Source organism: Kineosporia sp. A_224 (genome assembly GCF_002198655.1).
Classification (GTDB): Bacteria; Actinomycetota; Actinomycetes; order Actinomycetales; family Kineosporiaceae; genus R-H-3.
This window is the reverse complement of the sequence record NZ_MWLN01000214.1, coordinates 1-18,153: the sequence shown is the minus strand read 5'-3', so window position 1 is coordinate 18,153 and position 18,153 is coordinate 1. Positions and strand designations below refer to the sequence as shown.

The 18,153-nt window shown below is 73.6% G+C and carries 15 protein-coding genes and 1 pseudogene; 6 read left to right on the top strand and 10 right to left on the bottom strand.

Features of this window, described 5'->3' with window-relative positions:
* Positions 1 to 72 precede the first annotated feature (72 nt).
* Positions 73 to 1,329 (top strand): NAD(P)/FAD-dependent oxidoreductase, encoded by a 1,257-nt coding sequence (locus EDJALFJO_RS26965; RefSeq protein WP_088289416.1) that lies wholly within the window; start codon positions 73 to 75, stop codon positions 1,327 to 1,329.
* Between the two features lies 1 nt (position 1,330).
* On the top strand, positions 1,331 to 2,068 hold the full coding sequence (locus tag EDJALFJO_RS26960) for an SDR family NAD(P)-dependent oxidoreductase (RefSeq protein WP_088289415.1): 738 nt from the start codon (positions 1,331 to 1,333) through the stop codon (positions 2,066 to 2,068).
* On the opposite strand, the gene EDJALFJO_RS26955 is transcribed toward EDJALFJO_RS26960, so the two are convergent.
* The 4 genes from EDJALFJO_RS26955 to EDJALFJO_RS26940 all read right to left on the bottom strand — a co-directional run bounded on the left by EDJALFJO_RS26955 (position 2,065) and on the right by EDJALFJO_RS26940 (position 5,472).
* The gene (locus EDJALFJO_RS26955) at positions 2,065 to 2,790 is read right to left on the bottom strand and encodes a Stf0 family sulfotransferase (RefSeq protein WP_088289414.1); all 726 of its coding nucleotides are present in this window, start codon (positions 2,788 to 2,790) and stop codon (positions 2,065 to 2,067) included. The genes EDJALFJO_RS26960 and EDJALFJO_RS26955 overlap by 4 nt on opposite strands.
* A gap of 20 nt (positions 2,791 to 2,810) precedes the next feature.
* Complete coding sequence (locus EDJALFJO_RS26950; protein ID WP_088289413.1) at positions 2,811 to 3,545, bottom strand: SDR family NAD(P)-dependent oxidoreductase; 735 nt, start codon at positions 3,543 to 3,545, stop codon at positions 2,811 to 2,813.
* Between the two features lie 159 nt (positions 3,546 to 3,704).
* Positions 3,705 to 4,619: a LysR family transcriptional regulator gene (locus tag EDJALFJO_RS26945; protein WP_198950686.1), complete on the bottom strand. Its 915-nt coding sequence runs from the start codon at positions 4,617 to 4,619 to the stop codon at positions 3,705 to 3,707.
* 49 nt (positions 4,620 to 4,668) lie between these two features.
* The gene (locus tag EDJALFJO_RS26940; RefSeq protein ID WP_158220580.1) at positions 4,669 to 5,472 is read right to left on the bottom strand and encodes an MBL fold metallo-hydrolase; all 804 of its coding nucleotides are present in this window, start codon (positions 5,470 to 5,472) and stop codon (positions 4,669 to 4,671) included.
* Positions 5,473 to 5,538: 66 nt separating this feature from the next.
* Between EDJALFJO_RS26940 and EDJALFJO_RS26935 the strand changes: the two genes are divergently transcribed.
* Together EDJALFJO_RS26935 and EDJALFJO_RS26930 are read left to right on the top strand one after the other, a co-directional pair.
* A complete protein-coding gene (locus EDJALFJO_RS26935; protein WP_198950685.1) occupies positions 5,539 to 6,570 on the top strand; it encodes a zinc-binding dehydrogenase in 1,032 nt (343 codons plus the stop codon).
* Positions 6,567 to 8,126 carry an FGGY-family carbohydrate kinase gene (locus EDJALFJO_RS26930; protein WP_088289410.1) on the top strand — a complete coding sequence of 520 codons (1,560 nt, stop codon included), beginning with the start codon at positions 6,567 to 6,569 and terminating at the stop codon, positions 8,124 to 8,126. The genes EDJALFJO_RS26935 and EDJALFJO_RS26930 overlap by 4 nt, the downstream gene beginning before the upstream one ends.
* Here EDJALFJO_RS26930 and EDJALFJO_RS26925 read toward each other — a convergent pair.
* The 5 genes and pseudogenes from EDJALFJO_RS26925 to EDJALFJO_RS26905 form a co-directional block, all read right to left on the bottom strand.
* Positions 8,112 to 9,209, bottom strand: coding sequence for a Gfo/Idh/MocA family protein (locus EDJALFJO_RS26925; protein WP_088289409.1), 1,098 nt, complete (start codon positions 9,207 to 9,209; stop codon positions 8,112 to 8,114). The two genes, EDJALFJO_RS26930 and EDJALFJO_RS26925, sit on opposite strands and share 15 nt — an antisense overlap.
* Complete coding sequence (locus EDJALFJO_RS26920) at positions 9,206 to 9,958, bottom strand: ThuA domain-containing protein (protein ID WP_088289408.1); 753 nt, start codon at positions 9,956 to 9,958, stop codon at positions 9,206 to 9,208. Before EDJALFJO_RS26920 ends, EDJALFJO_RS26925 begins: the two co-directional genes overlap by 4 nt.
* A gap of 29 nt (positions 9,959 to 9,987) precedes the next feature.
* A pseudogene (locus EDJALFJO_RS35835) lies at positions 9,988 to 10,862 on the bottom strand (carbohydrate ABC transporter permease); the annotation flags it as partial.
* 32 nt (positions 10,863 to 10,894) lie between these two features.
* Positions 10,895 to 11,818, bottom strand: a complete 924-nt coding sequence (locus tag EDJALFJO_RS26910; protein WP_233150058.1) for a carbohydrate ABC transporter permease — start codon at positions 11,816 to 11,818, stop codon at positions 10,895 to 10,897.
* Positions 11,815 to 13,176 carry an extracellular solute-binding protein gene (locus tag EDJALFJO_RS26905; protein WP_088289406.1) on the bottom strand — a complete coding sequence of 454 codons (1,362 nt, stop codon included), beginning with the start codon at positions 13,174 to 13,176 and terminating at the stop codon, positions 11,815 to 11,817. Before EDJALFJO_RS26905 ends, EDJALFJO_RS26910 begins: the two co-directional genes overlap by 4 nt.
* Before the next feature lie 287 nt (positions 13,177 to 13,463).
* On the opposite strand from EDJALFJO_RS26905, the gene EDJALFJO_RS26900 reads away from it, so the two are divergent.
* Positions 13,464 to 15,977, top strand: coding sequence for a glycoside hydrolase family 3 N-terminal domain-containing protein (locus tag EDJALFJO_RS26900; protein WP_198950684.1), 2,514 nt, complete (start codon positions 13,464 to 13,466; stop codon positions 15,975 to 15,977).
* A gap of 10 nt (positions 15,978 to 15,987) precedes the next feature.
* Positions 15,988 to 17,046 (top strand): LacI family DNA-binding transcriptional regulator, encoded by a 1,059-nt coding sequence (locus EDJALFJO_RS26895; protein ID WP_088289448.1) that lies wholly within the window; start codon positions 15,988 to 15,990, stop codon positions 17,044 to 17,046.
* 3 nt (positions 17,047 to 17,049) lie between these two features.
* Here EDJALFJO_RS26895 and EDJALFJO_RS26890 read toward each other — a convergent pair.
* Positions 17,050 to 18,153 (bottom strand): Ig-like domain-containing protein (locus tag EDJALFJO_RS26890; protein WP_088289405.1); only part of this gene is annotated, 1,104 nt, incomplete at its 5' end.

The following is an 18,153-nucleotide window of genomic DNA, read 5'->3' as shown; positions in this document are numbered from 1 at the left end:
CAAGGCGTTGCCTATGGACGACGCCGCCAAGTGCGCCTGGACGCCCGCCCGCGCACGACGAACCCTGGGGGCATGACCACACCGCGCTACTGCGTCGTCGGGGCCGGGGCCGCCGGGCTCGGCGCGCTCCAGGTGCTCCTCGCCCAGGGCTTCGCCGTCGACTGCTTCGAGCGCAGCGACCGGGTCGGGGGCCACTGGCACACCGACTACGAGTCGCTGCACCTCATCACCTCGCGCGACGTCTCGGGCTTCGAGGGTCACCCGATGCCCCCGGAGTACCCGGTGTACCCGAGCCGCGCGCAGATGCTCGCCTACATCGAGTCCTTCGCCGACCGGTTCGACCTGCGCCGGCACGTCACGTTCGGCACCGAGGTGCTGAAGGTCGAACCCGAGGGACCGGCCGGGGCGCAGGGCTGGTGGGTCGAGACGTCGGACGGCGCCCGCACCCGGTACGACGGGGTTCTCGTCGCCAACGGGCACCTGTGGAACCCGAACCTCCCCGACGTCGCTGCGGACTTCACCGGGCACGGCGTGCACTCCGGGCGCTACCGGAACCTGAACGACGTCAAGGGCGACCGGGTGCTCGTCGTCGGCGCCGGCAACTCCGGCTGCGACCTCGCGGTGGACGCCGCGAACGCGCGCCTCGACGTCTCGATCTCGGTCCGGCGCGGGCAGGTCTTCCAGCCGAAGGCGATCTTCGGCCGGCCGCGGGCCGAGCTCACCTGGCTCGCGAGGCTGCCGCCGGTGCTCCAGGAGCGGGTCTCCCGGGCCCTGGTCCGGATCGTCATGGGACCGCCCGAGGTCTACCGCGGCCTGCCGGAGCCGGTGACCCGCAACCTCAACGACCAGCCGCCGGTCGTGAACAACCTGCTGCCGTACTGGATCCAGCACGGCCGGGTCACCGTCGTCCCGGGCATCTCGCGGATCGACGGGCAGGTCGTGCACTTCACCGACGGCACGTCGAAGGAGTTCGACACGATCCTCTGGGCGACCGGGTTCCGGACGACGCTGCCGTTCCTCGACAGCGCGCTGCTGCAGTGGAAGGACGGCGTCCCGCTGCGGGTCGCCGGGCTCACCGTCCCCGTCGGCCTCGAGCGGCTGTGGTTCGTGGGCCTGTCCGCGCCGCGCGGCCCGCAGCTACCGCCGTACGGCCGGCAGACCCGGCTCGTCGCCCGGGTGATCCGGCTGCTGGAGAAGGGCACTACGGTGGCGCACGCCTTCGACCGCCAGCGGCCGGACAGCCGCATCGACATCGTCAAGGTGGTCTGGAACCAGCAGATGGCCGACGCCGAGAAGGCCGTCGCCGCGCTCGAGCAGAAGGTGGCCTGACATGGCGGGACGGCTCGACGGCAAGGTCGCGGTCATCACCGGCGGCGCCCGCGGACAGGGCGCCTCGCACGCGCGCCGGCTCGCCGAGGAGGGGGCCCGGGTCCTCACCGGCGACGTCCTCGACGCCGACGGCGAGGCGACCGCGGCGGCGCTGCGGGCCGAGGGCCTGAGCGTCGACTACCTGCACCTCGACGTCACCTCCCCGCAGGACTGGGCCGCCGCCGTCGGCACGGCCACCGACCGGTTCGGCGGCCTCGACGTCCTCGTGAACAACGCCGGGATCATCCACGTCAACCCGCTCCTCGAGGAGCGCCTCGAGGACTGGAACGCACTTCTCGCCGTCAACGTCACCGGCGCCCTGCTCGGCATGCAGGCCGCGATCCCGGCCCTGCGCGAGCGCGGCGGCGGCTCGATCGTCAACATCTCGTCGATCTTCGGCCTCGCCGGTGCGAGCGGCTACGTCGCCTACTGCGCGAGCAAGGCGGCGCTCGTGACGATGACGAAGACCGCTGCGATCGAGCACGCCGCGGACCGGATCCGGGTCAACGCGGTCTGCCCCGGCGGCGTCCGGACAGCGATGAACGAGAACGAGGGTACGGGCGTCGTCCCGCTCACCCCGATGGGACGGCGGGCCGACGCCCGCGAGGTGAGCGGCACCGTGCTCTTCCTCGCGAGCGACGACTCGACGTTCGTCACCGGCACCGAGATCGTCGTCGACGGCGGGTACCTGGCGCGTTAGCCGTCGTCGAGGGCGGAACGCATGGCCGCGCGCCAGAGATCGTCGAGAGAGTCAGCCTGCCGGCGGTGCTCCAGGACCGGCTGCCAGGTGCTCGGGATCACGACCCCGACGTGCTCCGCGATCCGCCGGACGACGTCACCCGGCTCGGCGACGATCTCCTCGTAGCTGACCTCGAGCGGCCGCAGGGCATGCCGGTCGAACCAGGACGACCACGCGGCCTCGTGCGCCAGCACCGTGTCGTGCAGCCTCCTCAGCAGGTGGGCGTCCTCGTACGGCTCCCGGAGCGCGCTGTCGCCGTCCTGCCAGTAGCCGGTCTGCTCGGCGCGGCACCAGGAGACCGCCTGGGCGACGACGTCCAGACGCCGGAGGTGGACGAAGACCAGCGGCCCCAGAGCGCCCTCGAGGGCACGGATCTCGTGGTCCCCCGGCTGCCCACCCAGGCCGTGCACGACCCGGTCGAGGGAGCCCCACATGACGCGTGCCGCGAAGACCCCGTTCCCCGTCGTGGCGGCGGCGCGAACGGCCCTGACGTAGCTCGGATAGTCGGCCGCCCTTTCCGCGGCGACCCCTACGCCCAGCCGCCGAGCCCACGCGGCCTCGTCGGGCTCGCGGAAGTACGACTCGGGTCGTCCGAGAACGCCGGTCGACCTCAGGAGACTGCACAGCAGGGTGCTCCCGGTGCGCGGGGTGCCGCAGAGGAGGTAGCCCGACGGCTCGCTCATCGCGGCAGCGTAGCCAGTGCCTACCGCATCACGAGGCCGCCGCTGATGACGACGGTCTCGCCGGTGAGGTAGGCGCCGGGGACGCTGCCGAGCCGGTAGACCCAGTCGGCGATCTCCTCGGGGGTCGCGGCGCGGCCGAGCGGGACCGCCTTGACGGCCTGCTCGATCCGGCCGCCCGCAAGGGTTCCCGGCGTCGAGACCCAGCCCGGGGCGATCGCGTTGACGCTGATGCCGTCGCCGGCCAGCTCGATCGCGAGCGACCGGGTCACCGAGACGACGGCGGCCTTCGAGGCGCTGTAGACGAGCTGGCCGCGGGAGACCGCGAACGCGTCGATCGACGCGAAGTTCACGACCGCACCGCCGCCGTCGTGCGCCCGGACGAGCGCGACGGCCTCGGCGGTGACGTTGAGCGTGCCGAGGACGTTGATGTCGAAGATCCGCCGGTAGGTGTCCTCGGTGAAGTCGTCGAGCGTCGTCGTCGGGTAGATCCCCGCGGCGTTGACGACGGCGCGCACCTGCGTGCCGTCGGCGTCGTGCGCCGACCCGAGGGCGGTCGCGACGGCCGCGCGGTCCCGGATGTCGACGGGTACCGGCACGTAGCCCGCCCCGACCTCGGCCGCGACCGCGGCGAGGCCGCTCGCGTCGACGTCCACCGCGAGCACCCGCCAGCCCTCGGCGACGAAGCGTTCGGCGACCGAGCGGCCCATGCCGCTGGCCGCTCCGGTCACGACGGCCGCGGAGGTCATCTGCGTCATGGTCGGACTATCGACGGCAGGGCCGGCCCTGTACAGCGGCACTCGCCGACACGTCCGGTAGGCGACGCCTATGGCGACCGTCCTCTGGCGCCCTGCGCACCTCACCCGGGCCGAGAAGCGTGCGTCTCCCTCCAGAGGACGCCTTACCGCAGCAGGGGGTCAGGAGGGCAGCCGGCGCAGCAGCTCGGCCGCCATCCGGATCATCTCCTGGGTGGCCGGCGACAGCTGGCTCCCGGTCCGGGTGACGAACGCGAAGGTCTCGACGAGCGGCGGGTCGAGCGGTGCCCACGTGAGGTGCTCGGACCACGCGCTCTCGCCGAGCAGCGGCCGGGAGACGACGGCGTCGCCGGCGCCCCGGGCGGCCAGCGCCAGTGCCGCCGCGGGCAGCTCGACCTCGATGGCCGGCTCGAGCGTGACACCGGCGGCCCGGGCCCGTTCGCCGAGCTGGCGGCGGGTCGGGTCCTGGTCGCCCCAGCGGGCCTCGGGCAGCACGAGCGGGGCCTGCGCGAGCTGCTCGACCGTCACGGGTGACGCCGTCCGGGCCGGGTCGACGCTCACGTAGACCGCCTCCGCCGTCCAGACCGGCGCGGTGACGTCGAGGCCGCGCTCGTCGACCGGGAGCGCGACGAGCCCGGCCTCGAGCCTGCCGTCCCGGACGGCGTCCGCGACCTCGGCCGAGTTGCGCCCCAGCACCCGGACCCGCACCCCCGGGTAGCGCTCGCGGAACCGGGTCACGAGGTCGGTCAGGAGGAAGTGGTGGGCGCTGCTGAAGGTGCCGAAGGAGACGGTGCCGCCGGTCAGGGTGCGCACCGGCCGGACGGCGTCCACCGCGTCGTCGACGGTGGCCAGCGTCGTGCGGGCCCGGGGGAGCAGCAGCCGGCCGGCCTCGGTGAGGGCGAGCCGGCGGTTCGTCCGGACGAACAGCACGACCCCGAGCTGCCGCTCGAGCCGGCGGATCTGGTCGGACAGGCTCGGCTGCGCGATGTGCAGCGCCTGCGCGGCGGCGGAGAACGACCCGTGGTCGACGGCGGCGACGAAGTACTCCAGCTGGAGGAGCGTCACCCGGGCCGGCACACCCGGAACCTAGCGGTGCGCAGGTTCGGTCGGCGGCCGCCGACCGTCGTCAGGGGCGTGTCGAGGCGAGGTACCCCGCGGCGATCTCCCGGGCGTCCGCGGGCGGCAGCACCCGGCCGTGCCCGGGGAGCACCCGCGTGACGTCCCGCCCGAGGAGGTCGGGGCGCAGGAGGCGCTCCATCGTGCGCCGGTACGCCGCGACGTCCGCGCCGTGGCAGGAGTCGATGAGGCCGCCCTCGTAGAGGACGTCCCCGCTGAAGAGCGCGCCCGAGCCGTCGAGCAGCGCGAGCGAGCCGGGGGTGTGCCCGGGCAGCGAGAGCACGGTGACGGTGCGGTCCCCGAGGTCGACGACGTCGCCCTCCTCGAGCGGCCGGGCGGCGGGGACGCCCCGCAGCCCGTAGGCGTCGAGGTCGAAGCCCGCGTGGGGCAGCGCGGTGAGCGCGACGTCCGGCAGCGCCCACGCCGGGTCGTCGGCCAGGCCCAGCAGGTCGAGCAGCGTCGCGGTGCGCAGGCTCGCCGGGCCGGGACGGCGGACCTCGTCGACCTCGGCCGCGTGCACCCGGCAGTCGGCGAACTCGTGCGCACCGCCCATGTGGTCGAGGTGCGCGTGGGAGAGGACGAGCACCGGGTCGTTCTCGAAGAGCCACGGCAGGCTCTCGCGCAGTGCCACGACGCCGAGGCCGGAGTCGACGACGAGGTCCCGGTCGCGGCCCCGGACGTGCCAGATGTTCGCGGCGAGCAGCTCGCCGCCGTGCGGCTCCTCGACGAGCGTGACGCCGTCCCCGACCTCGGTCACCCGGAACCACCGGTCGGGTGCGACGACCGGCAGGTCGTCCGGCTCGCGATGCGTCACCCCGCGCACGCTAGCGCCGGACGCCCCACGCCGCACCGCCCGGACCGATGGGGAAGAGTGGTCCCCATGGACGACCAGATGCTCGCGGCCAGGCTCCACGGCACCGGCGACCTGCGGGTCGCGTCGGAGCCGGTCCCCGTGCCCGGTGAGGGCGAGTCGCTCGTGCGGGTCACCGCCGTCGGCATCTGCGGTTCCGACCTGCACTGGTACGCGGAGGGCGGCATCGGTGACGTCCGGCTGACCCGCCCGGTCGTCGTCGGGCACGAGGCGGGCGGTGTGATCGCCGCCGGACCCCGTGCCGGGCAACGGGTCGCGATCGACCCGGCGGTGCCGTGCGGGCACTGCGAGCTGTGCGTCGCCGGGCACCGCAACCTCTGCCCCACCGTCGGGTTCCTCGGGCACGGGCTGACGGACGGCGCGCTGCGGCAGTACCTCGCATGGCCCGACCACCTGCTGCACCCGGTGCCCGACGCGCTGTCCGCGGCGGACGTCGCCATGCTCGAGCCGCTCGGGGTGGCGATCCACGCGCACGACCTGGGTCACCAGCAGGTCGGCGACACGGTCGTCGTCGTCGGCTGCGGCCCGATCGGCCTGGGCCTGGTGCAGGTCGCGCGGGCCGCGGGCGCGACGACGGTGTTCGTGGCGGACCCGCTCGCGCACCGCACCGAGGCCGCTCTGCGGCTCGGCGCCGACGTCGTCCTCCCGCACGAGCCGGCCGCGTTCGCCGCCGCTGTCGCGGAGCGGACCGGCGGGCGCGGCGTCGACGTCGCGTTCGAGGCGGTCGGGTCGGACGACGGCGTGGGCCTCGCGATCGAGGCCGCGATGCCGGGGGCGCGCGTCGTCCTGGCCGGCATCCCCGGCGTCGACAGCACGACGTTCACAGCCTCGACGGCCCGCCGCAAGGGTCTGACGCTCGCGCTCGTGCGGCGGATGAAGGAGGTCTACCCGCGGGCGACCGCCCTCGTCGAGCGGGGGACCGTCGACGTCCGGAGCATGGTCACGCACACGTTCGGGCTGGCCGACACCGAGAAGGCGTTCGAGGTGGCGCACGCGCGGACCGGTCTCAAGGTCGTCGTGACACCGACGGACGACGTGTGACGGGCGAGCCGCTGGTCCTCGCCGTCGACTGCTCGACGACGGCGTCCAAGGCGGTCGCGTTCGACGCGCGCGGCCGTGAGGTGGCGACGGCGTCGACACCGTTGGACCTCGACCGCCCCGGCCCCGGACGGCACGAGCAGGACGCCGAGCAGTGGTGGACGGCGACGCTCGCCTCGCTCGCCCGGTGCGTCGCCGCCCTCGACGACCCGGGCCGGGTGCGGGCGCTGTGCGTGACGCACCAGCGGGAGTCGTTCGTGTGCCTCGACGCCGACGGCCGCCCGCTGCGGCCCGCGATCCTGTGGCTCGACTCCCGGGCCGGCGCGGAGATCGCAGCGCTCGGTTCGCCCCGGGTGCTCGCCGTCTCCGGCAAGCCGCCGGACACGACCCCGGCGATCTACAAGCTCGCCTGGCTCGCACGGCACGAGCCGCAGATGCTCGGCGCCGCCGCCCGGGTCGCCGAGGTGCACGCGTTCCTCGCGGAGCGGCTCACCGGCCGGTGGGCGACGAGCACCGGGTCGGCGGACTCCCTCGGCCTGCTCGACCTCGCCGCGGCGCAGTGGTCGCCGGAGCTGCTCGCGGTCGCCGGGGTCCGGCCCGACCAGTTGCCCGACCTCGTGCCGCCGGGCGCCGTCCTCGGCGACCTGCTCCCGGACGTCGCGCGCACGATCGGCCTGCCCGCGCCCGTCCCGCTCGTCGCCGGGATCGGCGACGGCCAGGCCGCCGGGCTCGGGGCGGGTGTGGTCACGGGCGGGGAGCCCGGTGCGGCGTACCTCAACCTCGGCACCTCGATGGTGCTCGGGACGCCCTCCGACCGGTATGTGACGGGGCAGGCCTTCCGGACCCTCGCCGGGGCGCCGGCCGGGACGTACGTGCTGGAGACGGTGCTCAACGCGGCGGCGTACCTGGCGGACTGGTTCCGCCGCGAGCTCGGGGACCCCGCACTCGGCGGGGCCCCCGACCCCGGGCTCGAGGCCGCGGCCGCGGCGCTGCCGCCGGGGGCGGACGGCCTGCTCGCCGTCCCGTACTGGAACGCGGCCCAGACCCCTTACTGGGACGCCGCCGCGCGCGGCGCGGTCGTCGGCCTCACCGGGGCGCACACCCGCGCCCACGTCTACCGCGCGCTGCTCGAGGGCGTCGCGTTCGAGCTGCGCCTGCACCTCGACGGGCTGGCGGCGGCCGGGACACCGGTGACGAGCCTGCGCGCGATGGGTGGCGGGAGCCGCAGCCCGCTGTGGGCGCAGGTCGTCGCCGACGTCACCGGCCGCGGGCTCCGGCTCGCGGAGGGGCGCGAGATCAGCGCCCGGGGCGCCGCAGCGCTCGCCTGGGCCGCCGTGGGGGGCGGGGCGCTCGCCGACGTGTGCGCCGCCGTGGGGCACCTCGGGGCGACCGTCACCCCGCGGCCGGACGTCACCGCCGCGTACGACCCGGTCTTCGGCCTCCAGCAGCAGGTCTACCCGCGGCTGCGCGAGGTGTTCTCCGGGCTCGCCGCCCTGCAGGGCGGTGCGCAGGGCACCGCGCAGGGGTCGAGCCTGCCGCCGCGGTCAGCCGGCGCGTAGGTCGACGAGCCCCGGCACGCCCGCCGGCACGGTGCACGTCGACCCGATCGTCTCGGCCTCGCCGGTGCGGGCCGCCTCGAGGAGCGACTCCATGACGTCGAGGACGTGGAGCGCGACGTCGGCGGACGCCCGGTGCGGCGTACCCTCCGCGAGCCCGCGGGCCAGGTCGGCGACGCCGACCCCGCGGCCGGCAGCGACGTAGCCGGCCGACGGCGGCACCTCGCGCCAGGCGTCGGCGCCGGCCGGGAAGACCTCGACGGTGCCGTCGAAGTAGTTGGGGTCGGGCAGCGACAGCGAGCCCCCGGGGCCGTGGACCTCGATCCGGGGCATCCGGGTGGCCCACGCGTCGAACGACATGACGAGGGTCGTCAGGGCGCCTCCGGCGTGCTGGAGGACGCCCGTGACGTGGGTGTCGACCTCGACGTCGAACGCCGTCCCGGCCCGTGGCCCGCTGCCGATCGTGCGGCTGCGGGCGGGCCGGGACGCGAGCCCGACGACCCGGTCCACGGGGCCGAGCAGGTGGACGAGGGCGGTGAGGTAGTAGGGCCCCATGTCGAGCAGCGGCCCGCCGCCGGGCCGGTAGTAGAACTCCGGGTCCGGGTGCCAGCGCTCGTGGCCGGGGGTGGTCATGAACGCGGTCGCCGCGTGCGGGACGCCGATCGTGCCGGCCGCCACGACGTCCCGGGCGGTCTGGACGCCGGTCCCGAGGACGGTGTCGGGGGCGCAGCCGAGCCGCCGGCCCGCCGCGGCCGAGGCCTCGACGACGGCGCGTGCCTGCGCACCGGTCGCGGCGAGCGGCTTCTCGCCGTAGACGTGCTTGCCGGCGGCCAGGGCGGCGAGGGCCACGTCGGCGTGCGCCGCGGGCACGGTGAGGTTGAGGACGACGTCCACGTCGTCGGCGGCGAGCAGGTCGTCGAGCGTGCGGACGGCGGCACCCCCCGCCGCGGCGGCGAACGCCTGCGCCCGCGCCCGGTCCAGGTCGGCGACCGCCGTGACCTCGACGTCCGCGAGCCCGGTGAGGGTCGCCGCGTACTGGCCGCTGATCTTCCCCGCCCCGACGACACCGACCCTCAGCGGCGTCACAGGGCGGCCGGCTGGTCGGCGGCGTCGCGGGACGGGTCCGGGTCGGTCGAACCCCTTGCCGCCCAGAGCATCCCGCGCTCGACCAGGGTGCGGACGTTCGGGTTCTCGAGCACCTCGACCCGATGGCCGGGCGTGCAGACGAAGAGCCGGCCGCGGCCCCAGCGCCGGGTCCAGACGGCGGGGGAGGTGATCGGCCGGTCCCACTCGTCCCACGGCCGCACCGCCTGGGTCGTCGTCGCGAGGACGTCGACGTAGGCGTCGGCGAGCACCCAGTACTGCTCGGTGACGAGGTCGAAGTCCTCGATCCCGCGGGTGATCGGGTGCCCGGCCGCGGCGGGGAGCACGTTCACCCGGTAGGGCACGTAGTTGTCCGACTGCTCGCCGACGCGCTCCTCGGGGGCCTTGCCCGGGTGGCAGGCGAAGAGCCCGCCGACGAGCTGCTGGTAGTCGGAGCTGTTGCGGTAGGAGTCCGCGATGCCGCCGTGCCAGCCGGCCATCCCGGTGCCGGCCGCCACGGCCGAGCGCAGCCCCGCGAGCTCGTCCGGTTCGATCGTCGACATCGTCATGCACTGGACGACGAGGTCGACCCCGGCCATGTAGCCGGCGTCGGCGTACGGCGCGGGCGAGTCGTGGACGTCGACCCGGAAGCCCTGTGCCTCGAGGAACGGCAGGAACAGCCCCGTGGCCTCGACGGGCTGGTGGCCGAACCACCCGCCGCGGACGACGAGTGCGGTGCGTTCGCTGCTCATGACGCCTTTCCGCCGCTGTCGCCGAGGACCTACTTGCCGAAGCCGGCGGTGAGGCCGGAGAGGAGCTGCCGTCGTCCGACGGCGTAGAAGATGAGGATGGGCAGGGTGGTGAGGACGACGGAGGCGAGGACGGCGGGGACGTTGACGCCGTACTGGCCCTGGAAGGTCCACAGCGCCAGGGGCAGGGTGCGTCGTTCCGGGCTCTGGGTGAGGATCAGCGGCAGGATGAAGTTGTTCCAGACCCCGAGGGCGTTGTAGATGGTCACCGTGACGATGGCCGGCCGGGTGAGCGGGAACGCGAGACGCCACATGGTGCCCCACTCGCTGCAGCCGTCCAGACGCATGGACTCGAAGAGCTCGCGGGGGACGTCCCGGATGAAGTTGCTCAGCACGAGCACCGACAGCGGGATCGCGAACGCGATGGAGGGCAGGATCATCGCGGTGAGGGTGTCGTAGAGCTGCAGCCGGATGATGATCAGGTAGATAGGGATGATGACCGCCTGGAGCGGGATCGCCAGGCCCATGAGGAACAGCGAGTTCGACAGCCGCAGGAACCAGCCGTTGCCGCCCCGGACGATCGCGAACGCGGCCATGAACGAGATGAGCACGGCGGGGACGATCGCGCCGACGGTGACCGCGACGCTGTTGGCGAAGTAGCGGATGAAGTCGGACTCGACGACGAGCCGGTAGCTGTCGAGGGTCCACTCGTCGGGGGGCAGCAGCGGGTTGGTGGCGAAGAAGTTGCTCTGGCTCTTGAAGCTGGAGATGACGATCCAGTAGATCGGGAGCATCCCGACGACGAGCCAGATCCAGCCGGCGATACCGCCGAACCAGTTGAGCCGCAGCAGCTTCGCCGTCGTGCTGGTGCCGCTGGCGCTGCTGGTCGGACGGCTGGGGCGGGTGGNGGTGGGTGCGGGGGGCGTGGTCACGGCCATGTCAGGCACCTTCCAGCATGCTGTCCGTCTGGTCCGTGCCGCCGAGGCGGCGCAGGCCGAGCGCGATGCCCAGGCCGACGAGGACGAGGATCACGGCGATCGCGCTCGCGGGGCCCATGAGGTTGGCCATGAACCCACGCTTGTACATGTCGAGCGCGAGGACGCGGGTGGCGTCGCCGGGGCCGCCCGCGGTGAGGACGAAGATGAGGTCGAAGAAGGTCAGCGACCCGACGACCATGAGCGTCGACGACGTGATGATCGTGTACTTGAGCTGCGGCAGGGTGATGGAGACGAACTGCCGCCACCGGCCCGCGCCGTCGATCTCGGCCGCCTCGTAGATCGAGCGCGGGATCTGCCGGACGCCGCCCTGGTAGATCAGGGAGTGGAACGGGATGAACTGCCAGGACACGATGAACACGACGACCCCGACGGCGAGGGCGTCCTTGCCGAGCCAGTCCTGCTGGAGGAACGACAGCCCGAGGCCCGCGCCGAGCCCGAAGTTCGGGTCGAGCAGGGCCTTCCAGGTGATGGCGATCGCCGCGGACGACAGCAGCAGCGGGATGAAGTACAGGACGGCGAGGAACCCGCGGTAGCGCTGGTGGCCGGCGAGGAAGGTGCCGAGCAGCAGGCTGGCCGGGGTCTGCACGAGCCACGACAGGATCATGATGAGGAACGTGACCCCGAGGGAGTGCAGCAGCTGCGGGTCACCCAGGACCGACCGCCAGGCGTTGAGCCCGTCGGGGTGGATGGCACCGATGCCGTCCCACCGGGTGAACGACAGGAAGAGGACGCCGAACAGCGGGACGACCCCGAACGTGACGAAGAAGAGGAGAGCCGGGAGGACCAGCCAGCCGAGGGACCCGCTCCGCCCGCCGCTGTTGGCGGACCGGGTGCCCTTCACGACGGGCGGAGCGAGCGTGCTCACTGGCCGATCGTCGCGTTCAGGTTGGTCGCGAACTGCTCGGGGCTGATCGACAGCTGGAACAGCTTGGCGATGTTGTCGAGCAGCACCTCTGCCGCGGTCGGGCTCAGTGCCTGGTCCCAGGACTGCGCGAAGCTCTTCGCGCCGCTGGCGATCGAGTACTGGAACTTGAGCCAGTCGGCGTCCTCGCCGCTGCCGATGAGGCTGTCGGCGCCCTGGACGATCGGAATGTTGCCGGCGCCGATCCAGGCCTTCTGCTCGTCGGCGTCGAGGACGGCGGTCTTGAAGAACTTCTTCGCCGTCTCCTTCTCCGCGTCCGTCGCCTTGGAGGAGATCGACAGGTACTGGGCCGGGTTGCCGACCGAGTCGCTCGGGTCGCCCTTGCCGCCGTCCACGCCGGGGAAGTTCATGTAGCCGAGGTTGCCGCCGGTGACGAAGTCGCCGCCGCTGCCCTTCATGCCGCCGTACGTCCAGGCGCCGTGGACCATCATCGCGGCCTTGCCCGTGTACAGCAGGGCCTGGTCGGCGTTGGAGTCGGCCGTGATGGACGAGAAGCCCTTGATGAAGCCGTTCGCCTTGATGAGCTTCTGCATCTCGGTGAGGGCCTGGATCGCGGCCGGGTTGGACCACGCGTCCTTCTCGCCGTCGAAGACGGCCTGGAAGACCTCCGGGCCGCCGATCCGGTCGAAGAGGAACTCCAGCCACATCATGTTCGTCCAGCGGGACTGGCCGCCGAGCGAGAACGGCGCGATCTTCGCCGCGTTGAACTTCGGCACGAGGTCGAGGATGTCGCCCCACGACTGCGGCGGCTGGGCGCCGACCTTCTCGAAGACCTTCTTGTTGTAGAAGAGCACGATCGGCGTGACGGTCTCGGCCGGCATCGCGTAGATCTTGCCGTTGACCGTCGCCGCACCGAAGGCCGCCGGGAACAGCTTGTCCTTGACGTCGGCGTTCTCGCCGAACCACGAGGTGAGGTCGTCGACCTGGCCGGCGTCCACCCAGCTCTTCAGGCCGCCGCCGCCCCAGCCCCACAGGATCGTCGGGCCCTGGCCGGCACCGAGCGCCGTCTTGATCTTCTGCTTGTAGGCGTCGTTCTGGAAGAGCGTCTGGGTGATCTTGGTGCTCGCGTTCGCCGTGTTGAACCGGGCGACGGTCGCCTTGCGGATGTCCTCCTGCGGCTGACCGGTGAGGGTCCAGTAGGTGGCGCCGCTGCCGGCCGCTGCGGAGTCGCCGCCGGCGGCCGCGCTGCTGCTCGTCGACGTGGGCCCCGAGCTGCCGCAGGCGGCGAGGGTGGCGCCGGCGACGGGGAGGCCGGCGGCGAAGGTGAGGAAGCTGCGCCGAGAGGTGGTCCTTGGATCCACGCTGATCTCCGGGGTGAGGGCCGCGGTCCGGCCGCGGGCACGGGGTGCTCCACCCGGCAGTCATCCCCAGGCTGAGGCATGGAGCGAAACATTTCGAAAGACTGCCGTGAGCCGTAACGTAGATTTCGGGCGCCGGTGTGTCAATAGGTGGGGAGGTCTCTTGCGACATCGCGACCAAAGCGCAACACTCCCAGCAGTGCCGAGCGTGCCGATGGTCCTTGGAGACGCCGGCGATACTGGCTTACATTGCGAAAAGTTTCGGTGTTCGGTCCGGCAAGGAGACAACGATGGCAGGCCCCACGAGCAGCGCGCCCGACACCCGCACGGCAGCGGCCTGGAGGGACCCGAGCCGTCCGGTCGAGGAGCGGGTGGAGGCGCTGCTGGCCGCCATGACCCTCGAGGAGAAGGTCGGCCAGCTCGGCAGCCGGTGGGCCGGCAACGACATGCACGCCGACGACGATGCCGACGTCGGCCACGACGCCGTCCAGGCGCCGGCCGACGCGAACGGCGCGGCCGCCGAACCGCTCGCCCTCGACGGCTCCGACGAGCCCGCCGAGACGTTCAACGTCGCCCCCATGCAGGACGTCTTCGCCGCCGGCGGCACCGTCGCGCTCGAGGACGCCGCCGTCCACGGCCTCGGGCAGCTGACCCGGGTCTACGGCAGCCGCCCCGTCTCGGTCGCGGAGGGGGCGGCCGAGGTGGTCCGGCAGCAGCACGTCGTCCTCGCCGCCTCGGAGCTCGGCGTCCCGGCGATCGTCCACGAGGAGTGCCTCACCGGCTTCACCGCCTACGGCGCGACCGTCTACCCGGCAGCGATCGCCTGGGCCGCCACCTTCGACCCCGAGCTCGTCGAGCGGATGGCCGCCGCGATCGGCCACGACATGGCCGCCCTCGGGATCCACCAGGGCCTCTCGCCCGTCATGGACGTCGTCCGCGACTACCGGTGGGGCCGCGTCGAGGAGACGATGGGCGAGGACCCGTACCTCGTCGGGATGCTCGGTGCGGCCTACGTCCGCGGGCTGGAGAACGCCGGCGTCGTCGCCACCCTCAAGCACTTCGCCGGGTACTCGGCGTCCCGGGGGGCCCGCAACCACGGCCCGGTCCCGATGGGACGTCGCGAGCTGCTCGACATGATCCTGCCGACGTTCGAGACGGCCATCGCGCTCGGCGGCGCCCGGTCGGTGATGAACTCCTACTCGGACGTCGACGGCATCCCCGCCGGGGCCGACCCGTGGCTGCTCACCGAGCTCCTGCGCGACGCGTGGGGCTTCACCGGCACCGTGGTCTCGGACTACTGGGCGGTCCCGTTCCTCGCCTCGATGCACCGGGTCGCGGCGGATTTCGACGACGCCGGGGCGCAGGCCCTCGCCGCGGGGATCGACGTCGAGCTCCCCGACACCCTCGGCTTCGGCCAGAACCTCGCCGAGCGGGTCCGCAGCGGTGCCCTCGACGAGGCGCTCGTCGACCGTGCCGTGCGCCGGCACCTGCGGCAGAAGGTCGAGCTGGGGCTGCTCGACCCGGACTGGACCCCCGAGGCCTCGGTCGCCAAGGCGGCCGGTGTCGACCTCGACTCCGCGGCGAACCGAGCGATCGCCCGTGAGCTCGCCGAGCGGTCCGTCGTCCTCCTCGACCCTGGCACCGTGCTGCCGCTGCTCGGCGAGGGTCGCCCGGCGCTGCGCCGCGTCGCCGTCGTCGGGCCGTGCTCGGACGACCCCCGCACCTTCATGGGCTGCTACGCCTTCCCCAACCACGTGCTGCCCCGCTACGCGGACAAGGGCCTCGGGGTCGACGTGACGTCGGCCGTCGACGCGCTGCGCGCCGAGCTGTCCGTCGGTGCGGACGGCGACCCGGCCGGCGGCGTCGACGTCGTCCACGCCCGCGGCTGCGACGTCCTCGGTGAGGACCGGTCGGGCTTCGCGGACGCCGTCGAGGCCGCCCGCGGTGCCGACGTCTGCGTCGCGTTCGTCGGGGACCGGGCCGGACTCTTCGGCCTCGGCACCTCCGGCGAGGGCTGCGACGCGCCCGACCTGCGGCTGCCGGGCGTCCAGCAGGACCTGCTCGACGCCGTCCTCGCGACCGGCACCCCGGTGGTCGTCGTGGTCGTCTCCGGGCGGCCCTACGCCCTCGGTGACCTGCACGGACGCGCCGCCGCGCTCGTCCAGGCGTTCATGCCCGGGGAGGAGGGCGGCGGGGCGGTCGCCGGGGTACTCTCCGGTCGTGTCCAGCCGACCGGCAAGCTCCCCGTCCAGATCCCTCGCGGGGTCGGCGGGCAGCCCGGCACGTACCTCGTGCCGCCGCTCGGCGCGCCCGACAGCGCGGGGATCAGCAACCTCGACGCCGCCCCGCTGTTCCCGTTCGGGCACGGCCGCTCCTACACGACGTTCGCCGTCTCCGACCTGCGACTGTCCGCCGCCGAGGTGCCGACCGACGGCGAGCTCGCGGTGACCGTGCGCGTGACGAACACCGGCGGGCGGGCCGGTGACGAGGTCGTCCAGCTGTACCTGCACGACGTCCTCGCGAGCGTCACCCGGCCGGTCAAGCAGCTCGTGGGCTTCGCCCGGCTGCCGCTCGCCGCCGGGGCCGCCGCCGACGTGACGTTCCACGTCCACGCCGACCGGACGGCGTTCACCGGCCGGGACCTGCAGCGCGTCGTCGAGCCCGGCGACGTCGAGGTGCTCGTCGGCACCTCGGCGCAGGACCTGCCGTGCCGCAGCGGGTTCACGCTCACCGGTGCGCTGCGCACCGTCGGGCACGGCCGCCGGCTCCACACGCCCGTCGACGTCGTCGCGGTCACCGGGTAGCGAGCACGCCATGGACAACGGGGCGCGCCGCGGGCGGCCGACGCTGGCGACGGTCGCCGCGTCCGCCGGCGTGTCCGTCGCCACCGTGAGCAAGGTGCTCAACGGGCGCAGCGACGTCGCCGCGGACACCCGGGCCCGGGTCCAGGACGTGCTCCAGCAGCACCAGTACGTCGCTCCGGCCCCGCGGCGGGCCGAGGGCCACGGGACGACGACCGTCGAGCTCGTCTTCGACTACGGGCTCCACGCCTACACCGGTGAGGTGGTCCAGGGCGTGCTCGACGCCGCCGTCGAGCTCGGCGTGACGGTCTCGGTGAGCAGCGGGCCGCGGCGCGACCGCGTCCAGCCCGCCCTCGAGTCGCCGAGCGCGTGGGCCCGGCGGATCGCGGCGGCCGGCCGGCGCGCCGTCGTCGCGATCACCGGTGAGCTCACGGCCACCCACCTCGCGGCGCTGGACCGGGCGAAGGTGCCGGTCGTCGTCATCGACCCGCTCAACCCGCAGCTCGCCCGGCTCACGAGCGTCGGGGCGACGAACTTCGCCGGCGGCATGACCGCCGGCGAGCACCTGCTCGCCCTCGGGCACCGGCGGATCGGGTACGCGGGCGGGACGCCGACCGCCGCGTGCAACCAGGCCCGGGTCGGCGGGCTGCGGGCCGCCCTCGAGGCACAGGCGCTGCCGCTGCCGCCGGAGTACGTCACGGCGGCGCTCTTCGACTACGGGTCGGGGTTCGAGGGCGGGGCCCAGCTCCTCGACCTGCCCGAGCCGCCGACGGCGATCTTCGCGGGCTCCGACGAGGTCGCGCTCGGCGTCATCGAGGCGGCCCGGGTGCGGGGGCTGCGCGTCCCGCAGGACCTGTCCGTCATGGGCTTCGACGACACCCAGCTCGCGCGGATGGCGTCGCCGCCGCTCACGACGATCCGGCAGCCGCTCTCCGAGATGGGCGCCGTCGCGCTGCGGACGGCGCTACGGCTCGCCGCGGGGGAGACGATCGACTCCCACCACGTCGAGCTCGCGACGCGGCTCGTCGTCCGCGGGTCGACCGCCGCGCCCGCGGGCCGACGGTCGGGCTGACCGTCAGGCCAGCGCCGACCCGGCGACCCACTTCTTCCAGGACAGGTTCCACGGGTAGAGGCCCGGGTCCTTGGTGGCGATCCGCTCCTGCGGACCGCGGCCGCTGCGGGAGACGATCACCGGGTCACCGGGGACCGCCTGGTCGAAGAACATCTTCGCGTTCCGCGTCGACAGGTGGACGCAGCCGTGGGACACGTTGGCGCGCCCCATGAGCCCGTCCCAGGGGGCGGCGTGGACGAACGTGCCGGACCGGGTGATCCGGGTCGCCCAGAACACCTCCTGGTCGTAGTACTCGGGGTTCTTCTTGTCGCAGGTGATCCGGGCGCTGCAGGAGTCCATCTGGACGGTCTGCGACTTGTTGAGCACGGTGTACGTGCCGCTGTACGTCTCCAGGCCGCGCTTGCCGCCGCCGGTCGGCCACGTCCCGACGAGCTTGCTGCCGTGGTAGAGCTTCGCCGTGTGGGTCGTGAGGTCGACCTTGAGCAGCCGCTTGGCGCCGATCGTGAACGTCTGCGCGTAGTCCTTGCGGCCGTAACGGCCGGCGGCCGCCTTGACGCCGCCGACGCGCATGTTCAGCGAGACCTTCGTGCCCGGCGTCCAGAACTCCTTGGGGCGCCAGTCGACCTGGGTGTCGCTGAGCCAGTGCCAGCTGCCGACGACGCTCTCGCCGGCTGGTGTCCGCGCGTCGACGACGAGGCGCTTCTCGACCGCGGCCTTCTCGGTGACGGTGGTGAAGAACTGGACGACGATCGGCTCGGCGATCCCGACCTTCGCGCCGGCCGCGGGGGAGACGGTGAAGCCGAGCTTCTGGTCGACCGGGACCGGCTTGACGGCGAACTTCGCGGCCGACGGGCGGTCCTGGCCCACGGCGTCCTTGACGGTCGCCGAGACGACGTACGACGTCCCGGGCGTCGGGGTCTCCTCGGAGAGCCAGGTGGCCCCGTCGGGGGCGATGTCGCCGTCGAGCGCGACGGCGCCCTTCGCCGTCGCGACCTGGACGGAGGTGAACGACCCGCCGGTGACCGCGAGCCGGACGCGCTTGCCGTAGCCGATCTTGGACCCGCCGGCGACGGTGACGACCGGCGCGGGGGCGGTCGGGGTCGGGGT

What these genes read in the sequence shown, in the direction of transcription:
- EDJALFJO_RS26965 (WP_088289416.1), top strand. Translation starts at nt 73, where the DNA reads ATGACCACACCGCGCTACTGCGTCGTCGGGGCCGGGGCCGCCGGGCTC.
- EDJALFJO_RS26960 (WP_088289415.1), top strand. Translation starts at nt 1,331, where the DNA reads ATGGCGGGACGGCTCGACGGCAAGGTCGCGGTCATCACCGGCGGCGCC.
- EDJALFJO_RS26955 (WP_088289414.1), bottom strand. Translation starts at nt 2,790, where the DNA reads ATGAGCGAGCCGTCGGGCTACCTCCTCTGCGGCACCCCGCGCACCGGG.
- EDJALFJO_RS26950 (WP_088289413.1), bottom strand. Translation starts at nt 3,545, where the DNA reads ATGACGCAGATGACCTCCGCGGCCGTCGTGACCGGAGCGGCCAGCGGC.
- EDJALFJO_RS26935 (WP_198950685.1), top strand. Translation starts at nt 5,539, where the DNA reads ATGGACGACCAGATGCTCGCGGCCAGGCTCCACGGCACCGGCGACCTG.
- EDJALFJO_RS26920 (WP_088289408.1), bottom strand. Translation starts at nt 9,958, where the DNA reads ATGAGCAGCGAACGCACCGCACTCGTCGTCCGCGGCGGGTGGTTCGGC.
- EDJALFJO_RS26900 (WP_198950684.1), top strand. Translation starts at nt 13,464, where the DNA reads ATGGCAGGCCCCACGAGCAGCGCGCCCGACACCCGCACGGCAGCGGCC.
- EDJALFJO_RS26895 (WP_088289448.1), top strand. Translation starts at nt 15,988, where the DNA reads ATGGACAACGGGGCGCGCCGCGGGCGGCCGACGCTGGCGACGGTCGCC.